Origin of the sequence: Streptomyces sp. SID14515, from assembly GCF_010548505.1 — a bacterium.
Classification (GTDB): Bacteria; Actinomycetota; Actinomycetes; order Streptomycetales; family Streptomycetaceae; genus Streptomyces; species Streptomyces caviscabies.
On the sequence record NZ_JAAGMH010000144.1, the window covers coordinates 370,439 to 385,733 of the forward strand.

General features: G+C 70.1%; 17 protein-coding genes. 7 read left to right on the plus strand and 10 right to left on the minus strand.

What is annotated here, in order from left to right; all coding sequences use genetic code 11:
• Positions 1-111: 111 nt before the first annotated feature.
• The 3 genes from G3I54_RS36845 to G3I54_RS36855 are packed head-to-tail and all read left to right on the plus strand — an operon-like array spanning position 112 to position 1,408.
• The gene (locus tag G3I54_RS36845) at positions 112-528 is read left to right on the plus strand and encodes an ATP-binding protein (RefSeq protein ID WP_164621356.1); all 417 of its coding nucleotides are present in this window, start codon (positions 112-114) and stop codon (positions 526-528) included.
• A complete protein-coding gene (locus tag G3I54_RS39925) occupies positions 525-875 on the plus strand; it encodes a hypothetical protein (RefSeq protein ID WP_239144743.1) in 351 nt (116 codons plus the stop codon). The genes G3I54_RS36845 and G3I54_RS39925 overlap by 4 nt, the downstream gene beginning before the upstream one ends.
• A complete protein-coding gene (locus G3I54_RS36855; protein ID WP_164621358.1) occupies positions 872-1,408 on the plus strand; it encodes a hypothetical protein in 537 nt (178 codons plus the stop codon). The genes G3I54_RS39925 and G3I54_RS36855 overlap by 4 nt, the downstream gene beginning before the upstream one ends.
• 35 nt (positions 1,409-1,443) lie before the next feature.
• Here G3I54_RS36855 and G3I54_RS36860 read toward each other — a convergent pair whose 3' ends face one another.
• The 3 genes from G3I54_RS36860 to G3I54_RS36870 form a co-directional block, all read right to left on the minus strand.
• The gene (locus tag G3I54_RS36860) at positions 1,444-1,920 is read right to left on the minus strand and encodes a hypothetical protein (protein WP_164621360.1); all 477 of its coding nucleotides are present in this window, start codon (positions 1,918-1,920) and stop codon (positions 1,444-1,446) included.
• A gap of 43 nt (positions 1,921-1,963) precedes the next feature.
• On the minus strand, positions 1,964-3,097 hold the full coding sequence (locus tag G3I54_RS36865) for an amidase domain-containing protein (RefSeq protein WP_239144764.1): 1,134 nt from the start codon (positions 3,095-3,097) through the stop codon (positions 1,964-1,966).
• Positions 3,098-3,689: 592 nt separating this feature from the next.
• Positions 3,690-3,944: a DUF6332 family protein gene (locus tag G3I54_RS36870; RefSeq protein WP_164621364.1), complete on the minus strand. Its 255-nt coding sequence runs from the start codon at positions 3,942-3,944 to the stop codon at positions 3,690-3,692.
• Positions 3,945-4,111: 167 nt separating this feature from the next.
• Between G3I54_RS36870 and G3I54_RS36875 the strand changes: the two genes are divergently transcribed.
• Positions 4,112-5,227, plus strand: coding sequence for a glycoside hydrolase family 43 protein (locus tag G3I54_RS36875; protein ID WP_164621366.1), 1,116 nt, complete (start codon positions 4,112-4,114; stop codon positions 5,225-5,227).
• A 199-nt stretch (positions 5,228-5,426) separates the two neighbouring features.
• Here G3I54_RS36875 and G3I54_RS36880 read toward each other — a convergent pair whose 3' ends face one another.
• Positions 5,427-5,972 (minus strand): hypothetical protein, encoded by a 546-nt coding sequence (locus tag G3I54_RS36880; protein ID WP_164621368.1) that lies wholly within the window; start codon positions 5,970-5,972, stop codon positions 5,427-5,429.
• A gap of 128 nt (positions 5,973-6,100) precedes the next feature.
• Complete coding sequence (locus G3I54_RS36885; RefSeq protein WP_164621370.1) at positions 6,101-6,370, minus strand: hypothetical protein; 270 nt, start codon at positions 6,368-6,370, stop codon at positions 6,101-6,103.
• Between the two features lie 205 nt (positions 6,371-6,575).
• Here G3I54_RS36885 and G3I54_RS36890 point away from each other — a divergent pair, with 205 nt between their 5' ends.
• Positions 6,576-6,716, plus strand: coding sequence for a hypothetical protein (locus tag G3I54_RS36890; RefSeq protein WP_343240513.1), 141 nt, complete (start codon positions 6,576-6,578; stop codon positions 6,714-6,716).
• Between the two features lie 51 nt (positions 6,717-6,767).
• On the opposite strand, the gene G3I54_RS36895 is transcribed toward G3I54_RS36890, so the two are convergent.
• From G3I54_RS36895 to G3I54_RS36905, 3 genes are all read right to left on the minus strand, one after another.
• Positions 6,768-7,646 carry an MOSC N-terminal beta barrel domain-containing protein gene (locus tag G3I54_RS36895; RefSeq protein ID WP_164621372.1) on the minus strand — a complete coding sequence of 293 codons (879 nt, stop codon included), beginning with the start codon at positions 7,644-7,646 and terminating at the stop codon, positions 6,768-6,770.
• Positions 7,647-8,279: 633 nt separating this feature from the next.
• Entirely contained in the window at positions 8,280-10,205 is a 1,926-nt protein-coding gene (locus G3I54_RS36900) for an AMP-dependent synthetase/ligase (RefSeq protein ID WP_164621374.1), read from the minus strand.
• A gap of 84 nt (positions 10,206-10,289) precedes the next feature.
• On the minus strand, positions 10,290-11,585 hold the full coding sequence (locus G3I54_RS36905) for an acetyl-CoA C-acetyltransferase (RefSeq protein ID WP_164621376.1): 1,296 nt from the start codon (positions 11,583-11,585) through the stop codon (positions 10,290-10,292).
• A gap of 100 nt (positions 11,586-11,685) precedes the next feature.
• Here G3I54_RS36905 and G3I54_RS36910 point away from each other — a divergent pair, with 100 nt between their 5' ends.
• Positions 11,686-13,008 (plus strand): 3-oxoacyl-ACP reductase, encoded by a 1,323-nt coding sequence (locus G3I54_RS36910; RefSeq protein ID WP_164621378.1) that lies wholly within the window; start codon positions 11,686-11,688, stop codon positions 13,006-13,008.
• Positions 13,009-13,013: 5 nt separating this feature from the next.
• On the plus strand, positions 13,014-13,865 hold the full coding sequence (locus G3I54_RS36915) for a MaoC/PaaZ C-terminal domain-containing protein (RefSeq protein ID WP_164621380.1): 852 nt from the start codon (positions 13,014-13,016) through the stop codon (positions 13,863-13,865).
• Here the strand turns inward: G3I54_RS36915 and G3I54_RS36920 are convergent.
• On the minus strand, positions 13,862-14,539 hold the full coding sequence (locus G3I54_RS36920; RefSeq protein WP_164621382.1) for a DUF2238 domain-containing protein: 678 nt from the start codon (positions 14,537-14,539) through the stop codon (positions 13,862-13,864). The genes G3I54_RS36915 and G3I54_RS36920 overlap by 4 nt on opposite strands.
• A gap of 97 nt (positions 14,540-14,636) precedes the next feature.
• Positions 14,637-15,281, minus strand: coding sequence for a TetR/AcrR family transcriptional regulator (locus G3I54_RS36925; RefSeq protein WP_164621384.1), 645 nt, complete (start codon positions 15,279-15,281; stop codon positions 14,637-14,639).
• Positions 15,282-15,295 lie beyond the last annotated feature (14 nt).

Sequence of the window (15,295 nt, forward strand, 5' to 3'; positions counted from 1 at the left end):
GCGAACCGTGCTGTCGACGGTCCACTCTGTTGCTCACCACGCAAGGCACCGCCTCGGTCACTCAGGGTTGCCGCGTGGGCCGGATCGTCTTCCCTCACACCGGAGGAACCCATGGCCCCCACCATCGAGTTGGACCCTCCCGACTACCGCCAGGAACTCGTCGCCCGCCCCGAGACGCTCGCGATCATGCGCCGCATCGTCAGTGCGCACCTCGACCTCTGGGATCTGCGGGAACTGAGCGACGCCGCCACGCTCTGCGCCCACGAGCTGCTCACCAACGTCATGCGGCACACCGGGTCACCGCTCTGCACGATCACGTTGCGCCGCAAGCCCGACGGCGTACGCGTCACCGTCAGCGACTCCGACACCGCGCCGCCCGAGCGTCGCGAACCCGACTGGAGCGAGGAGAGCGGACGCGGGGTGCTTCTGATCGCCGCGCTCGCGGCGCAGTGCGGAACGGTGATGCGGAAGGACGGCAAGGACGTCTGGGCCGACATCCGCGCCGCGACCCCCGCGTGCGCCACGTGAACAGGCCGCTGCCACGCGCCTATTGGTGTCACGCGGACACCGACCACGCGCCTGCCGCGGGGCCGCCGGACGACCTCGTCACCACCGCGCCCGGGCCGGCCGTGGCCTGGATGCGCGCATCCGTACGACGACTGACGCCAGGGCTCGACCGTGACGTCCGGCACCGGGCCCGGGCCTGGCTCGGCGACCGTCGGAGCGCGGAGGCGGTCGTGCAGAGCCTGCGGCGCGGCCAGGGGTACGCGTACGAACTGCCCACGCCCGACGGAGCCTGGCGCTGGACCGCGTACCCGGTCTCCACCCTTCCTCTGTTACCGACCGACCCGCCGCCGCTCAGGAGCCACGAATGAACGACACGCCTACGCACATGCCCGCTCCCCCATCGCCCTCCTCGGAGTTGCGCGCCGCGCTCAGCGAGGCCGGACTGCACGCGGACGTCACGGATACGGAATCGCAGGCGGAGAACCCCGTACGCATCGCCGCTCTCAGCCCCACCGACGCCCGCCAACTGGCCCGCCTCATCCGCACCGGAACCAAGCGCACGCTGAAGGCCGCCCGCGCCCTGCGGGAGATCTGCGAGGGGTACCGGATCGACCTCCCGGGGCTACGCGTCCGGCAGGGCCGCATCACGCTCGGGCCCATCCAGGTCGACGACGCGGCACGGCTGGCCCGGCTGCTCGGTGCGGTGCCGCAGACCACCGAACAGCCGGGCACGGACGCCGACGCCGGCACCGTGAGAGCCATGCTGAGCCACGCCTTCCCGCAGGCCACCGGCGGCGGCGCCCTCTCCGTATCCGTACGGGACAACACCCCGGACCTCTTGGACCTGGGCTCGATCGACGCCAGGACCGCTCGACGCCTGATCCGCGCCCTTCAGTTCTGAACAGCCCTACTCACGCAATCGGTACAACTACGCGTTCAGGAAGCCGACTTGTCGGTCGAGGCCGATTCCTTGCTCTGATCGGCAGGCTGGTTCGTGAAGACGACCAGGTGCCAGGCCTTCTTCTCCCGTACGGCAGTGAAGGTTTCGCGCAGCGGCTTGCCCGACTTTCCCTCTGCCGAGATGCGGACCGAGGCGACATCCGGCCCCATGTCCTGCTGTGTCTGCACGTCCTTGACCGTGAAACCGCGTCCTCCCCTGTCGGAGAGGATCTGGTTGGCTTCCTGCCGGGACCATTCCTCGTCCTTCACACCTCCGACCGAGATCAGCCCGGAGACACTGCGGGAGTTGAGGGCCTGCACATAGGCCTCAACGGCCTGGCGTACGCCGCTGGCGGAGCCCGACGCGGAGGGAGAGGTGACCGAACCTCCGGACGGGCCGTCGTCATTCTGCGGTGCGCAGCCGGATGCGACGACGAGAGCGGCCGCAACGGCAATGAGGCGTCGACGTTGCACGACACACTCCTGTTCTCCCCGGAGGGAACGGGTGAGCAATCTGTCAGGTGCGGTGGGCATACCACAAGGCTCGCGGATAGTCGGAAAGGATCTTCTTCAGGCTCTTATTGTGCGTGTCAGTGGTGTGATAGGTGAGGTAGGGCGTGCCTTTGTGCTTCTTCGTGACGATCATGGTGTGGTCGATCTTTCCATTACGGTCGAAGTCCGCCTGGAGAACGTCCGCGGATGCCATCTTCCACACGTTGTCGAGCGGCTTGGTTCGCTTCGAGTGCTTCTTCGCGAACCAGTACCAGTTCTCGGCTCCTGCCCACGTGTAGCTGGTGAGGGGCTTCGCGGGTCCGTAGAACCAATACTTGTTGCTCTTACGCTGGATCAAGGCTCCCCCTTTGGGACCCCAGCCACCAGCATGTACCGCCTGGGATATGAAATTGGTGCAATCGTTCCCGTACGTGCGGTAGGCGCTGTTGTGCTTCTTCCAGTATTTGTTGGCGTAGGAGACCATCTTGCTGTAGTTGTAACTCGCTGTCACCGCGGGCTTGGTGTACTCAATACCGTTTTCGGGCAGCGCCCTTGTGTCGGATGCGGAGCCCTTGCCTCCTTCGTCCTCGTCCGGCGTGCCGCCACCGTCGTCGTCAGCGAGGTTCAGGTCCATCTCGGTCACCTGCGTTGTCGGTGTCGGACCACCGCCGGTCTCCACCTCGTCCGACGACAACAGCCACGCATCCTCAGCGTTCCGAGTGAACGTCATGGTGCGTGCGAGAGAGGACTCCTCGTATTCCGGCGCTCCGTCCTCGACCTCCTGGCGGGTCACCGGCAGGTACAAGCGCGTATGTTCGGTGAGCCGAAGGGTGGCCGTTCGTTCGTTGAGCTCCACGGAAGAGGTTTCGACGTCGACCTCTGCCCGCGTGTATCCGCCGTCAACTTCTTTGTAGCGTTGCCCCTTTTCCTCCAGAGCCGCGAGTTCCTCGTGCGCACGGGAGGCCATGGCCCGGGTGACTCCGAGCCGAGTGCTCGCGAACCTTGCCGTCGGATGGGTGGACGTCAGCATGTCAGCCCGCTGCTGGAGATAGCCCTCGGCGAGCTCGACGAGTTCGGCAGGTTCCACACTTGCGGACGTCGCGGTGTTCGCCGATGGCGGCCCGGCGTACGCCGGCACTCCGATGGCCGCGACCATCATCGTCACGACCGCGGTCGCGGCTGTGGTGATAGTTCGTCTGTGATCCGGTACGGACACTTTTCTCCCCATCATGCAGTTTGAGTTACTGGATCCTGCATGTCAGGGGATAGCGAAAGACGCACGTCGTTCCTGCATGGCGACTTCACATCCAGGAATGGCTGATTCCTGGACACATGTATCGCAACGACCCCGGCGATGCCCATGGGCGCGACTACAGCCAGTATTCGTCGGGTGAGGACCACCTGCACTGGCCCCGAGGCCAACGCGGGGCCCGACCCGAATACCTCCGGAGAACAGCCCGCACGTCGTGGACCTCGACCCGATGAAGGCCAGGACCGCCTGAAGCAAGGCCACCCACTCCAGTTCTGAATGGCCTTTCCCAGGCCTGCCCTCGTGGTCGGGACACCACGAACTGAGCGTTCCCGTAAGGCATCGAAGGTCCCTCGCAGCGGCCTTCCGGCCGGCCCCGCCGGGAGGCGAGCACAGGCATCATCCGGCCCGGCACCCGAAGACGTCGGAAGATCTCCGCACGCATGACACCGACGAGCCCTGCTCGGCCCGAAGGCCCTCAGGCGGCTTCTTGCGCCTGCCGTCAGTGGCCTTTACGGCGCTCCACGTCGAAGCGATACAGCACCCGCACCAGACGCCATGTTCCGACCGCCGCTCCCACCAGGGCTCCCCCCATCCGTACACCTCTGGACGCTGAACCGGAGAGGTCGAAGACGAGAGTGAGGGCCAGAGCGCCGGCGAAGACCGCCGCGGCGAGGACGACAGCGGTCATCAGAGCAAAGACGATCTCCACCGTCAGCGCATCCTTTTCCCACCGCGACTCACGCCCCATATCCATGCCGGAAGTCTCGCATCACGGTCAAGTCCCGCCCCGGTCATTGACAGGTCTCGCCCCCGGCGGGATTCTGCGAGAGCGCTCTTCTATCGATGTAAATCCCTCCATGACGATGCCTATGCCGATGGCCATCGTCGTCATCATCGAATCCCCCACCCAGGAGCGAGCCCATGCGCAGGCCCAGGAGACCCTTCCGCCGATCGTCCGGCCTCGGCGCGCTCGCGCTGGTCGGCGCCCTTGCCGCGACGCTCTTCCTGTCGCCGCCCGACACCGCCCAGGGCGCATCGGCCGCCCGTGAGGCGGCGGCTCCGCAGGGGCAGACCAGCCTTCGCGCGGCCGACCCCAGCGTGTTGCGGGTGGGCAGTACGTACGTCGGCGTCCAGTCGACCGGCGGCGGCATCGTCGTACGGCAGGCGTCGTCCACGGACGGTCTTGCCACCGCGCCCGCCCGGCAGGTCTGGGCCGACAGCCGGGGGCGCGGGGAGGTCTGGGCCCCCGAGATCGTGATGGACGGCGGGCGCTACTACATCTACTTCACCGCCGGTGTCGGGGCCGCCCACCGCATGTTCGTCATCAGCTCCGCCGCCCCGGACAGCGGGTACGGGGCCGAGACCCAACTCGCGCTGCCCGACGGAAAATGGGCCATCGACGGCACCCTGTTCACCTTCGAGGGGCAGCGCTGGTTCGTCTGGTCCGGGTGGGCGGGCGACACCAACGTCGAGCAGAACCTCTACATCGCCCGGATGAGCAGCCCGACCCAGCCCACCGGCGCGCGGTACGTCATCTCGCAGCCGCGCGAGAGCTGGGAGCGGGTGGTGGGCGACCCGTTCATCAACGAGAGCCCCGAGGCGATCAAGGACCCGAACGGGCAGCTGCACATCACGTACTCCGCCAACGGCAGTTGGAGCGAGCAGTACTGCCTGGCCGACCTGCGGCTGCGCAAGGGCGGCGACCCCACGTACGTATGGGACTGGTACAAGTCGAACGGCTGCCTATTCGGCTCCAACCGGTCGACGATGATGGCGGGTTGGGACCCGACGCTGTACGTGAACGGGCCCGGCCACCACACGTTCGTCCTGCTGCACGGCGACATCGGCACCAGCCCGCCCGCCGGTCCGAGGTTCCCGTCGATGTACCACGCGGTCGCCAAGGGCACCCCGTACTCCTGGGCCAACCGCCATTGGTACACGGGCACGTTCGCCTGGTGGGGCAACACGACGTACTCGCGAGCCAACGTCCCGGGGCCGAATTCGGACACGGGGTGGAGCCTGAAGTTCTTCGAGTGAGCCGTACGGGCGTCGGCAACGGCACCGAAGCCGTGAAGGCCCTCATGCTGGGTCACGGATATGGCGTCGCTGCGCGACCTCCTGTCCGTCGGCGACACCGGGCGGCTCGGCCAGCCCGGCATGTTCTCCCTGGCCGCCCCGAGACCACCTCCGCTCCCACGGGACGGCGGACGGCACGGTCCGACTCACCGGACAAGCCCTAACCGACGGTGAGGTGTCCACTCGCCACCATGTCGCGGACGTATGCCGGCCAGTCCGCGTCCAGCTTGTGCTCGAACGCCTCGTGCACCGCTTGGCGTTCTTCGTCGGTCAGCACCTCGCTGTGCCCGTCGGTATAGGTCAACCGGAAGCGCTCGGCCGTGTTGATCAGATGGTGGTACGCCCGGCGGCTGACCGTCATGTACAACCCTAGAAAAGGGGGTCGCGTCAGTTGTGCGAGCGCGTGCTCCCAGTCAACGCCGAGCGCGCTCCAGCTGCTGTCCTTCTCCCACTCCAGCCACCGCGTGACGTCGGTGAACCAGATCACGCGCTGGTCCGGATGCTCGCTCGCGTACACGCCGACGAACCCGAGGAGATCGGCCACGTCCGGGGGCAGACGGTCCAGCTGTCCGGCCGGGACGGTCGGGGGCGCGATCACGTGGGCCGCCTCCGCCATGTCGGCGTTCGGGTCCGTCGCCGGCCACGGCAGCGCGTACATCAACCAGTAGCGCGGGTGAGTGAAAAAGCGCTCTATTTCAGCGTCCAACGCAGCTTCCCCCTTTGGTGATTCGGAGACCCTACCCGATCGCCGGACGGGGCGGCCGCCGGTCCTCCGGGCGCATCCGGACACCGCGCCCACCACCCGTCCGCCATCGGCACACCTGGACCAACAACCTACTGATCCAAACGAAGCTGCCCAGGTCGTTGCAGGATCCGCCGGTGTACGGGCGGCGTGATGCCGCCACCCACGATGAATCCAATCGCTACGCTCTGGCTCGCGAACGCGATCATCCCGATGATCGCGCACAGAACCATGCCGACCATCACCAGGCCCGCGACCTTCACATGCGAGGCTTTCTGGTTCAGCCATTTCACGTTCGAGTGGGTTGTGAGATACACGGTGGAGCCGAACCCGGCCGACGCCAGAACGGTCAGAACGTCCATTTCGCAACCTCAGCTTTCTGTGGTGCTCCCCACGGGCAGAGCATGGTGGCCGATTGAGTAGAAGGAACATTAACGATCTTGGCGGGATGATCAAATTCGTTTGAGCAATCCCTGAGGGAAGTTGTTCACGATTCCGGGCCATCGGCAACGGCACGGAATGCGGTGAGGTCGCCGGGACGTCGAGGCCGCCGAACAGGCCCTGCGGATCGTCGCGTTAGCGGAAGGGCTCGCGCTGCACACGCACATCGACCCGGACGGCACACCGGAGTCGGCCGTTCTCGCAGCTCTGGACGAGCGGCTCGGCCGCGTGTTCACCGGGACGTGCCGGCGCGTGCGGGGCAGGTAGAAGTGCGGGGCGGGTAGAAGTGCCCCGCACGGACTCGGGCAGAGAGGCGCGTCAGCTTTCGGCCTCGCCCCACTCCTGGACGGCCACCTCGTCGCCCACGGACAGCTTCCCCGGCCGCACCACGGCGAACTTCGCGCCGAACACCACGCCGCCTGCCGAGAAGCGCCGGTAGCCCGCGAGCGTACGCAACGGCTCCGGCCCGCCCCGGGCCCCGGCCTCCTGGTCGACCAGGGTGACCGCGCAGCGCACGGCGAGCTTGGCGTAACCCAGTTCGGCCTCGCCGATGGTCATGCGGCGGATGCGGTCCTCGGCGTGGGCCTCCGCCGCCCAGTCATCCCCGTGCTCGCCATGGGCTCCCTCGGGGTGGCTGTCGACGACGACGTTCGGGCGGAAGCGGTCCATGGCCAGGGGCGGGGCGTCGCGCTCGGCCATCCGCGTGTTCAGGAGGGCGAGCGAGGCGCGGGACAGCAGGTGTACGGCGCTGCTGTCGGCGTAGCCGGAGGTGCCGGGGGTCAGGCCGTCCGCGATCCGGTCGTGCTCCGGCGGCACGCGGACCAGGCGGCTCGGTACGCCGAGGAAGTCCGAGAGCCACTCGGCGGCCTCCTCGCCCTGGTCGATGCCCTGGTACGTCGCGCCGAACAGGTCGACGTCGCGCCGGGGCGCGGAGGTGGTGACGTCGAGGTGCAGCGTGCCATGACCGCTGTCCGGCTCCGCCGAGGCGAGCGTGAGCCTGCTGCCGTCGGCGGAGGCGGTGGGCCGGACGAGCGCGAGGCGGGGGTCGCGGCGCTGGGTGCGGTAGACCCCCTCGACGCTGACGACCATGAAACTACGGTCGTGCGCGAGCCCCGCCGACGTGAGGTATGTGCTGTCCACGGACGTTCCCGCGCAGCCCTTGACGGGGTAGGTGATCAGATCGACGACCGTGGCCATGCGGCCTCTCCTTCGCGACGCCCTGCCCGCGGATCTGCTGCCGTCGGGCCCTTACGGCCAGGGTGCCAGGCGGCGCGGACGATGATCGACGGGTTTTGCGCCAGACCGCGACGCGCCCCTGGCCGGCAGAGTGCCGACGGATGCTCCGCATGGTCCCCGCCGACGCGGGGAGCACGGCCAGGCCGTTTTTGATCATCTGCCCTACAGCTGGACCAACCCCACAGCGGCGGGGATCACTGCTTCATCAGGAGGCCCGGCCCGGTGAAGGGACCACCCCTGCGGACGCAGGGAACGCGTCATCCGGGGCGGTGACGCGGACGTCGATAACGGACCATCCCGCAATCCCGCAGGGCGGGGAAACCGCCCAACGCCGCCACCAGCAGTTTTCAACGCGGGACCAACCCCGCACTCGCGGGGAGCGTTCGAGCCCCAGCGCCAGTTTCGCCTGGACCTCGGGGCCACCCCCGCACGGGCGGGGAGCACTACAGATCAGGCAGGTCGCCCATTTTCCAAACCGGATCATCCCTGCACGCGCAAGGCAGACAGCTCGCTCCGGGGCATCACCCCGCGCCCACGACCACGGTCCGCCGGAGGGCGGCGAGCCCGCTTCACCCTAGCCGCCGCCCACCCCCCTCACCCCTTCCGGTACAAAGCCTCGATCTCCCCCGAGAAGTCCCGTGCGACAGCGTCCCGTTTCAGCTTCAGCGACGGCGTCAGGTGGCCCGCCTCCTCCGTGAAGTCCACCGGCAGAATCGTGAACTTGCGGATCGACTCCGCACGGGACACCAGGCGGTTCGCCTCGTCCACCGCCTTCTGGAGCGACGTGCGCAGGTCCTCGTCGTGGATCAGGTCGCGCATCGGGATGTCCTGCTTCTTCGTCATCTGGCGCCAGTGCTGGAGGCCGTCCGGTTCCAGGGTGATCAGGGCGGTGACGAACGAGCGGTTGTCGCCGACGACCATGCACTGGCTGACCAGGGGGTGAGCGCGCAGCCAGTCCTCCAGCGGGGCCGGGGTGACGTTCTTGCCGCCCGACGTGATGATGATGTCCTTCTTGCGGCCCGTGATCGTCAGGTAGCCGTCCTCGTCCAGCGCGCCCAGGTCACCCGTGGGGAACCAGTCGTCCGGCAGCAGCGCCGGGGCCACCTCCGCGCGTTCGCCGTCCCAGTAGCCCCGGAACACCTGGCCGCCCTTCAGGAGCACCTCGCCGTCGTCCGCGATGCGTACCGAAGTGCCGGGCAGGGGCCAACCCACTGTGCCCAGGCGGGGTTTGAGCGGCGGGGTCACCGTGTGGGCGGCTGTCGTCTCGGTGAGGCCGTAGCCCTCGAAGATGCCGATGCCCGCGCCCTCGTAGAACGCGGCGAGCCGGCGGCCCAGCGGGGAGCCGCCGCAGATCACGTAACGGACCTTCCCGCCGAGCGCCGCCCGGATACGGCGGTAGACCAGCGGGTCGTACAGGGCGCGGGCCGCGCGCAGGCCGAGGCCCGGGCCCGGGCCTGTGCCGTGTTCGGCGGCCTCGACCGCCTTGCCGTAGCGCTGGGCTATGCGGGCCGCCCGGTCGAACGACGAGGCCCGGCCCATCTTCTCCGCCGTCGCCCGGCCCGTGTTGTAGACCTTCTCCAGGACGTACGGGATGGCCAGGAGGAAGGTGGGGCGGAAGCCCGCCAGGTCGGCCAGGAGGTCTTCCGTCTGGATGGAGGGGGCGTGGCCCAGGCGGACCCTCGCCCGCATGCAGCCGATCGCCACCATGCGGCCGAAGACGTGCGAGAGGGGGAGGAAGAGGAGCGTGGAGGCCGGGTCCTTGGAGACCGACTTGAAGACCGGGTGGAGGAGTTCGATCGCGTTGTCGACCTCGGCGAAGAAGTTGCCGTGGGTCAGGACACAGCCCTTCGGGCGGCCCGTGGTGCCCGAGGTGTAGATCAGGGTGGCGGGGGTGTCCGGTTCCAGGGTGGCCCGGCGGGCCGCGACCGCGGCGTCCGGGATGTCCTTGCCGAGCGACTTGAGGTGGCCGATCGCCCCCGTGTCGAACTGCCACAGATGCGCCAGGTCGCCGAGCTGCTTGCGCTCCTGGCTGATCAGGCGGCCCTGTTCCTTCGTCTCCACCGCACAGGCCACCGCACCCGAGTTCTGGAGGATCCAGCGGGCCTGGAAGGCGGAGGAGGTGGGGTAGATGGGGACCGTCACCAGCCCGGCCGCCCAGGCCGCGAAGTCCAGCAGCGTCCACTCGTACGTCGTCCGGGCCATGATCGCGACCCGGTCCCCCGCCCGCAGCCCTTCCGCCATCAGGCCCTTGGCGACCGCGACCACCTCGGCGGCGAACTCGGCCGCCGTCACGTCCCACCAGGCGCCCTCGGCGTCCTTGCGGCTGAGGACCGGTTCCGAAGGGGCCTCCCTCGCGTTGTCGAACGGGATCTCGGCCAGCGAGCCGCGCTCCACGGTCGGCGCGAACCTCGGTACGGAGACCTCCTGGACCCTGCCGTCCGGGCCGCGCTGCTTCGTCGGTTCGATCAGGACGGGCCCAGGGGGCGTAGCGGACGTGGGGGCGGAAGGTGGCGTTGACACGTGCGGCTCCTCGGTTCGGGGGTCGGGCGGGTCGGTTCGCCGGGTCGTCCGTCCGGCAGGGTGGAGAAGAAGGGAACAGCTGCGCTACGGGCGCTCCAGGATCGCCGTCACCCCCTGGCCGCCCGCCGCGCAGATCGAGATCAGGCCCCGGCCCGGGCCGTCCCGCTCCGCGAGGAGCTTCGCCAGCGTCGCCACGATCCGGGCGCCCGTCGCGGCGAAGGGGTGGCCGGTGGCGAGGGAGGAGCCGGCCACGTTGAGGCGGGTCCGGTCCACCGGGGCCAGGCCCTGCTTCTCCCAGGCGGCGAGGGTGGCCAGCACCTGGGAGGCGAACGCCTCGTGGATCTCGTACAGGTCGAAGTCCTCGATGCCCAGCCCGGCCCGCTCCAGCAGGCGCGGCACCGCGTACGCCGGGGCCATGAGGAGGCCGTCGTCGCCGTCCACGTAGTCGACCGCGCCCGTCTCGTACAGGGAGAGGTAGGCGAGTGGTTCGAGGCCCCGTTCCTCGGCCCATTCCTCGCTCGCCAGCAGGACCGTCGCCGCGCCGTCCGTCAGCGGTGTCGAATTGCCCGCCGTCATGGTGGGGTTGGGGCCGGAGGTGCCGAATACCGGCTTCAGGCGGGCCAGTTTCTCGGCCGTCGAGTCCGGGCGCAGGTTCTGGTCGCGGTCCAGGCCGCGGTACGGGACCACCAGGTCGTCCAGGAAGCCCCGTTCGTAGGCCGCCGCCAGGCGCTGGTGGCTCGTGGCGGCCAGCTGGTCCTGGTCCTCGCGGCTCACCGCCCAGCGGCGGGCGGTGACGGCTGCGTGCTCGCCCATCGACAGACCGGTGCGCGGTTCGGCGTTGCGCGGGATGTCCGGGACGAGGTGGCGGGGGCGTACGGCGGCGAGGGCCTTGAGGCGGGCTCCCGTCGTCTTCGCGCGGCGGGCGGCGAGCAGGATGCGGCGCAGTTCGTCGTTGACGCCGAGCGGAGCGTCGCTGGTGGTGTCGGAGCCGCCCGCGACGGCGGAGTCGACGGACCTGAGCGCGATCTGGTTCGCGGCGGCGATGACCGCCTGGAGGCCGGTGCCGCAGGCCTGTTGGATGTCGTACGCGGGCGTGCGCGGGTCGAGCGCGGAGCCGAGGACGGTCTCGCGGGCCAGGTTGAAGTCCCGGCTGTGCTTGAGGACCGCGCCCGCGACGAACGCCCCGACCCGGTCGCCGGCCAGGCCGTACCGCTCCACCAGACCGTTCAGCGCGGCCGTCAGCAGGTCCTGGTTGGAGGCGGTCGCGTACGGGCCGTCGGAGCGGGCGAACGGGGTGCGGCTGCCGCCGATGACCGCGACGCGGCGCGGCTGCGGCAGGGCGAGGGGAATCGAGGGGTGCGCGCTCGTCACCGTGACCATCTCGTCTCGGTCGGTCCGGGATTGTTCATCTCGACCAGCTCCTGACTCTTGAGTAACCTTACTCAAGAGTAAATCTACGACCGAGCAGGGAGTCAGGACAATGGCCGATCGCTATCTGCACCTCACCGGCACAGCACCCGGCCGCTTCCTCACCCGCAGGCTCGGCCTGCCGCAGCCCGCCCCGCTGCGCCGCTGGACCCTGGAGACGCCGGGCCTGGACGGGCCGCTGCTGCATCTGACCGCCGGGGCCTCGGCGATCACGGACGAGCTGGCGAAGGTGCTGGCCGCGACCGGGCTGACCGTCGAGGCGCGGGCGGCGCGGCCCGCCGGGATCGTGCTGGACGCCACCGGGGTCACCTCCGCCCAGGGCCTCGCCGAGGTGCACGCGGCCCTCCATCCTGTTGTACGGTCGCTCGCTCCCGGTGGCCGGATCGTCGTTCTCGGCACGCCGCCGTCCTCCGAGGACCACCATCAGGCCGCTGCCCAGCAGGCGTTGGAGGGTTTCGTCCGGTCGCTGGGCAAGGAGATCGGGCGCGGCTCCACCGTGCAGCTGCTGCGGCTCCCGGCCGAAGCCGCACCGGTGGCCGCCGAGTCCACCCTCCGCTTCCTCCTCTCCCCCCGGTCCGCCTATGTCAGCGGCCAGGTGATCGAGCTGACCGCCGCCGCGCCCGACCCCGTGGCCGACCGGGACGCGCCGCTCGCCGGGCGCACCGCCCTGGTCACCGGGGCGGCCCGGGGCATCGGCGCGTCCGTCGCCTCGGTGCTGGCCCGCGACGGGGCGCGGGTGATCGTGCTGGACGTCCCCCAGGCCCAGGACGATCTCGTACGCACCGCCGACCGGCTCGGGGCCACCGCGCTGCCGCTGGACATCACCGCACCCGACGCCGCGGCCCGCATCGCCGCCGCCGCACCGGACGGGCTCGACGTCCTCGTCCACAACGCGGGCATCACCCGCGACCGCCGCCTCGCCAACATGCCGGCCGACCGCTGGGCCCAGGTCATCGACGTCAACCTCGACAGCGTGCTCCGCACCACCGACGAGCTGCTCACCTCGGGCGCGCTGAACCGGGGCGGCCGGATCGTCGCCACCGCCTCCATCGCGGGCATCGCGGGCAACAACGGCCAGACCAACTACGCGGCCAGCAAGGCGGGCGTCATCGGCCTCGTCCGCTCGCTCGGCCCGCGCGCCGCCGCCGAGCACGGCGTCACGGTCAACGCGGTGGCCCCCGGGTTCATCGAGACGAAGATGACCGCCGCCGTGCCGCTCTTCATCCGCGAGGCGGGCCGCCGCATGAACTCCCTCTCCCAGGGCGGCCTTCCGGCCGACGTCGCCGAGGCCGTCGCCTGGTTCGCGCAGCCCGACTCCACCGCCGTCAACGGCCAGGTGCTGCGCGTCTGCGGCCAGAGCCTGCTGGGGGCGTGAGCCCGATGACCTCACTCAGCGCCTCGCTCGTGCGCGGGGCCGTCACGTCACCGTTCAAGCGCGCCGGGCAGCCGGACGCCACCCTGCCCCCGGGACGTCTCACCCGCCCGGCCGCGCCCGTCGCGCCCGGGCCCCTCGCCGCGTACGCCCGGATCTGCGGGTTCGCCGAGTCCGGCCCACTGCCGGTCACGTACCCGCACGTCCTGGCCTTCCCGCTCACCATGCGGCTGATGACCGGCCGCGCCTTCCCGCTGCCGGTGCTCGGGCTCGTCCACACCTGGATCGAGATCACCCCGCACCGGGCGGTGCGGCCCGACGAACCGCTCGAACTGACCGTGTACGCCGATGGGTTGACGCCGCACCGGCGGGGCACCGAGGTCACGATGGTGACCGAGGCGCGGGTGGCCGGGGAGCTGGTGTGGGAGTCCCGCAGCGGCTATCTGTCCCGGCACCGGCAGCCGGCGGACGACACCCCGCCCCCACCGCACGCACCCCCGGCAGCCGAGGAGCTGCCCGCCGTCACCGAGTGGCGGCTGCCCGGCGATCTCGGGCGACGGTACGGAGCCGTCTCCGGCGACCGCAACCCGATCCACCTGCACCCGCTGACCGCCCGGCTGTTCGGCTTCCCCCGGGCCATCGCGCACGGCATGTGGACGGTCGCCCGCTGCCTTGCCGAGACCGGAGATGTCGCCGAACTCCGCTCCGTACGGGCCGAGTTCAAGGCCCCTGTGCTGCTGCCCGCGACCGTGACGTACGCCGCCGACCCCGCCGGGAGCGCCTTCGCCCTGCGGGGTGCCGGGGGGCGCGTGCACCTCGTCGGGGCGGTGACGCGTCCGGCCCAGGACGACATGTCCTAGGAGCGTGCCGGCTTGTTCAGGCCCGTACGGGTGAGGGAGCGGTCGTGGAGGCGGCTCAGGAACAGCAAGGCGCAGACGGCACCGATCAGGGCGCAGAACATGTCCCACTGGGTGTCCCACACGTCTCCCTGGGTTCCCAGGAACGCGTCCGCGGCCTCGCCGCCGGTGACGGCCGCCAGCCATTCCAGCATCTCGAAGACGGCGCTGAAGGCCAGGCAGGCGCAGACGGTGAGCACCGGGAGCCAGCGGCTGCCGCGCAGAGGCGAGGTACGAACGAGCAGTTCGCGTACCAGGATCGCCGGGACGAAGCCCTGCATGAGGTGGCCGAAGCGGTCGTAAGGGTTGCGCTCCCAGCCGAGCCCGTCGCGCACCCAGTCTCCGACGGGCACCTCCGCGTATGTGTAGTGGCCGCCCACGATGAGCACCAGGGCATGTGCCGCCAGCAGCCCGCAGAGCAGGCCGCTCAGCGGGAAGCGGGCCCGGAACAGGATGATCAACGGCAGGCCCGCCATCACCCACACCGTCTCCAGCAGCCAGGTGGTCGGGTCGGCGGCTCCGAACCTCGACACGACGAGCGCCGCGGTCACCGCGACGGCGAGTGCGGCCGGCAGCCGGCGGCTCGGCGACAGCCTCACGTCGAGCGACGGGGCGGGGTTCGGGGTGGTGGCGGCCATCGCCTGCTCCTAGGAGGTCGGTTCGGGCCCTCAGTCTCGGGCTCGCAGGCCGACGCCTCCTTGAGTACACGTACTCAACCAGCCACTGATGACGTGCCTATGACGTCGGGGGCGTCCACGGCCGGGCGTGCATCAGGTTCTCCAGGCCCGCCCAGGCGAAGTTCATCAGGGTCGCCGCGGCCTCCTTCGCCGAGACGTCCGGGGTGTCGTTGGCCCAGCCCGCCAGCGACTCCGCGGCCCCCACCAGGGCCTGGGCGAGGCCCGCCACGTCGCGGTCCGCGAGGGCGGGGTCGCTGTGGGCCTCGCGGGCGGCGGCTCCGATCAGGCCCGTCACGAACGCGACGATCTCGTCCCGCATGGAGCCGACCTCGCTGACGAACGGCTCCCCGTGCGAACGCGCCTGGCGGTGCAGGACCGACCAGCCGTCCGGGTTCTCGGCGGTGTGCAGGAAGAACGCCCGCAGTCCCGACCACAGTTGGCGGTCGGCGGGCAGTCCCGGCTCCACCCCGGCCCGTACCGCTTCCAGCAGGGCCGCCGCCTCGCGGCGGATGCAGGCGGAGAACAGCTCTTCCTTGGAATTCAGGTACAGGTAGACCAACGGCTTGGAGACGCCCGCCAGCTCCGCGATCTCGTCCATCGAGGCCGCCCGGTAGCCGCGCTGCCCGAAGGTCCGCACCGCGGCGTCCATCATCTGCTTCTCGCGCACCGCGCGCGGCATCCGCTTGCTCTTCACTGCACCCACGTCCGGCTTCCTCC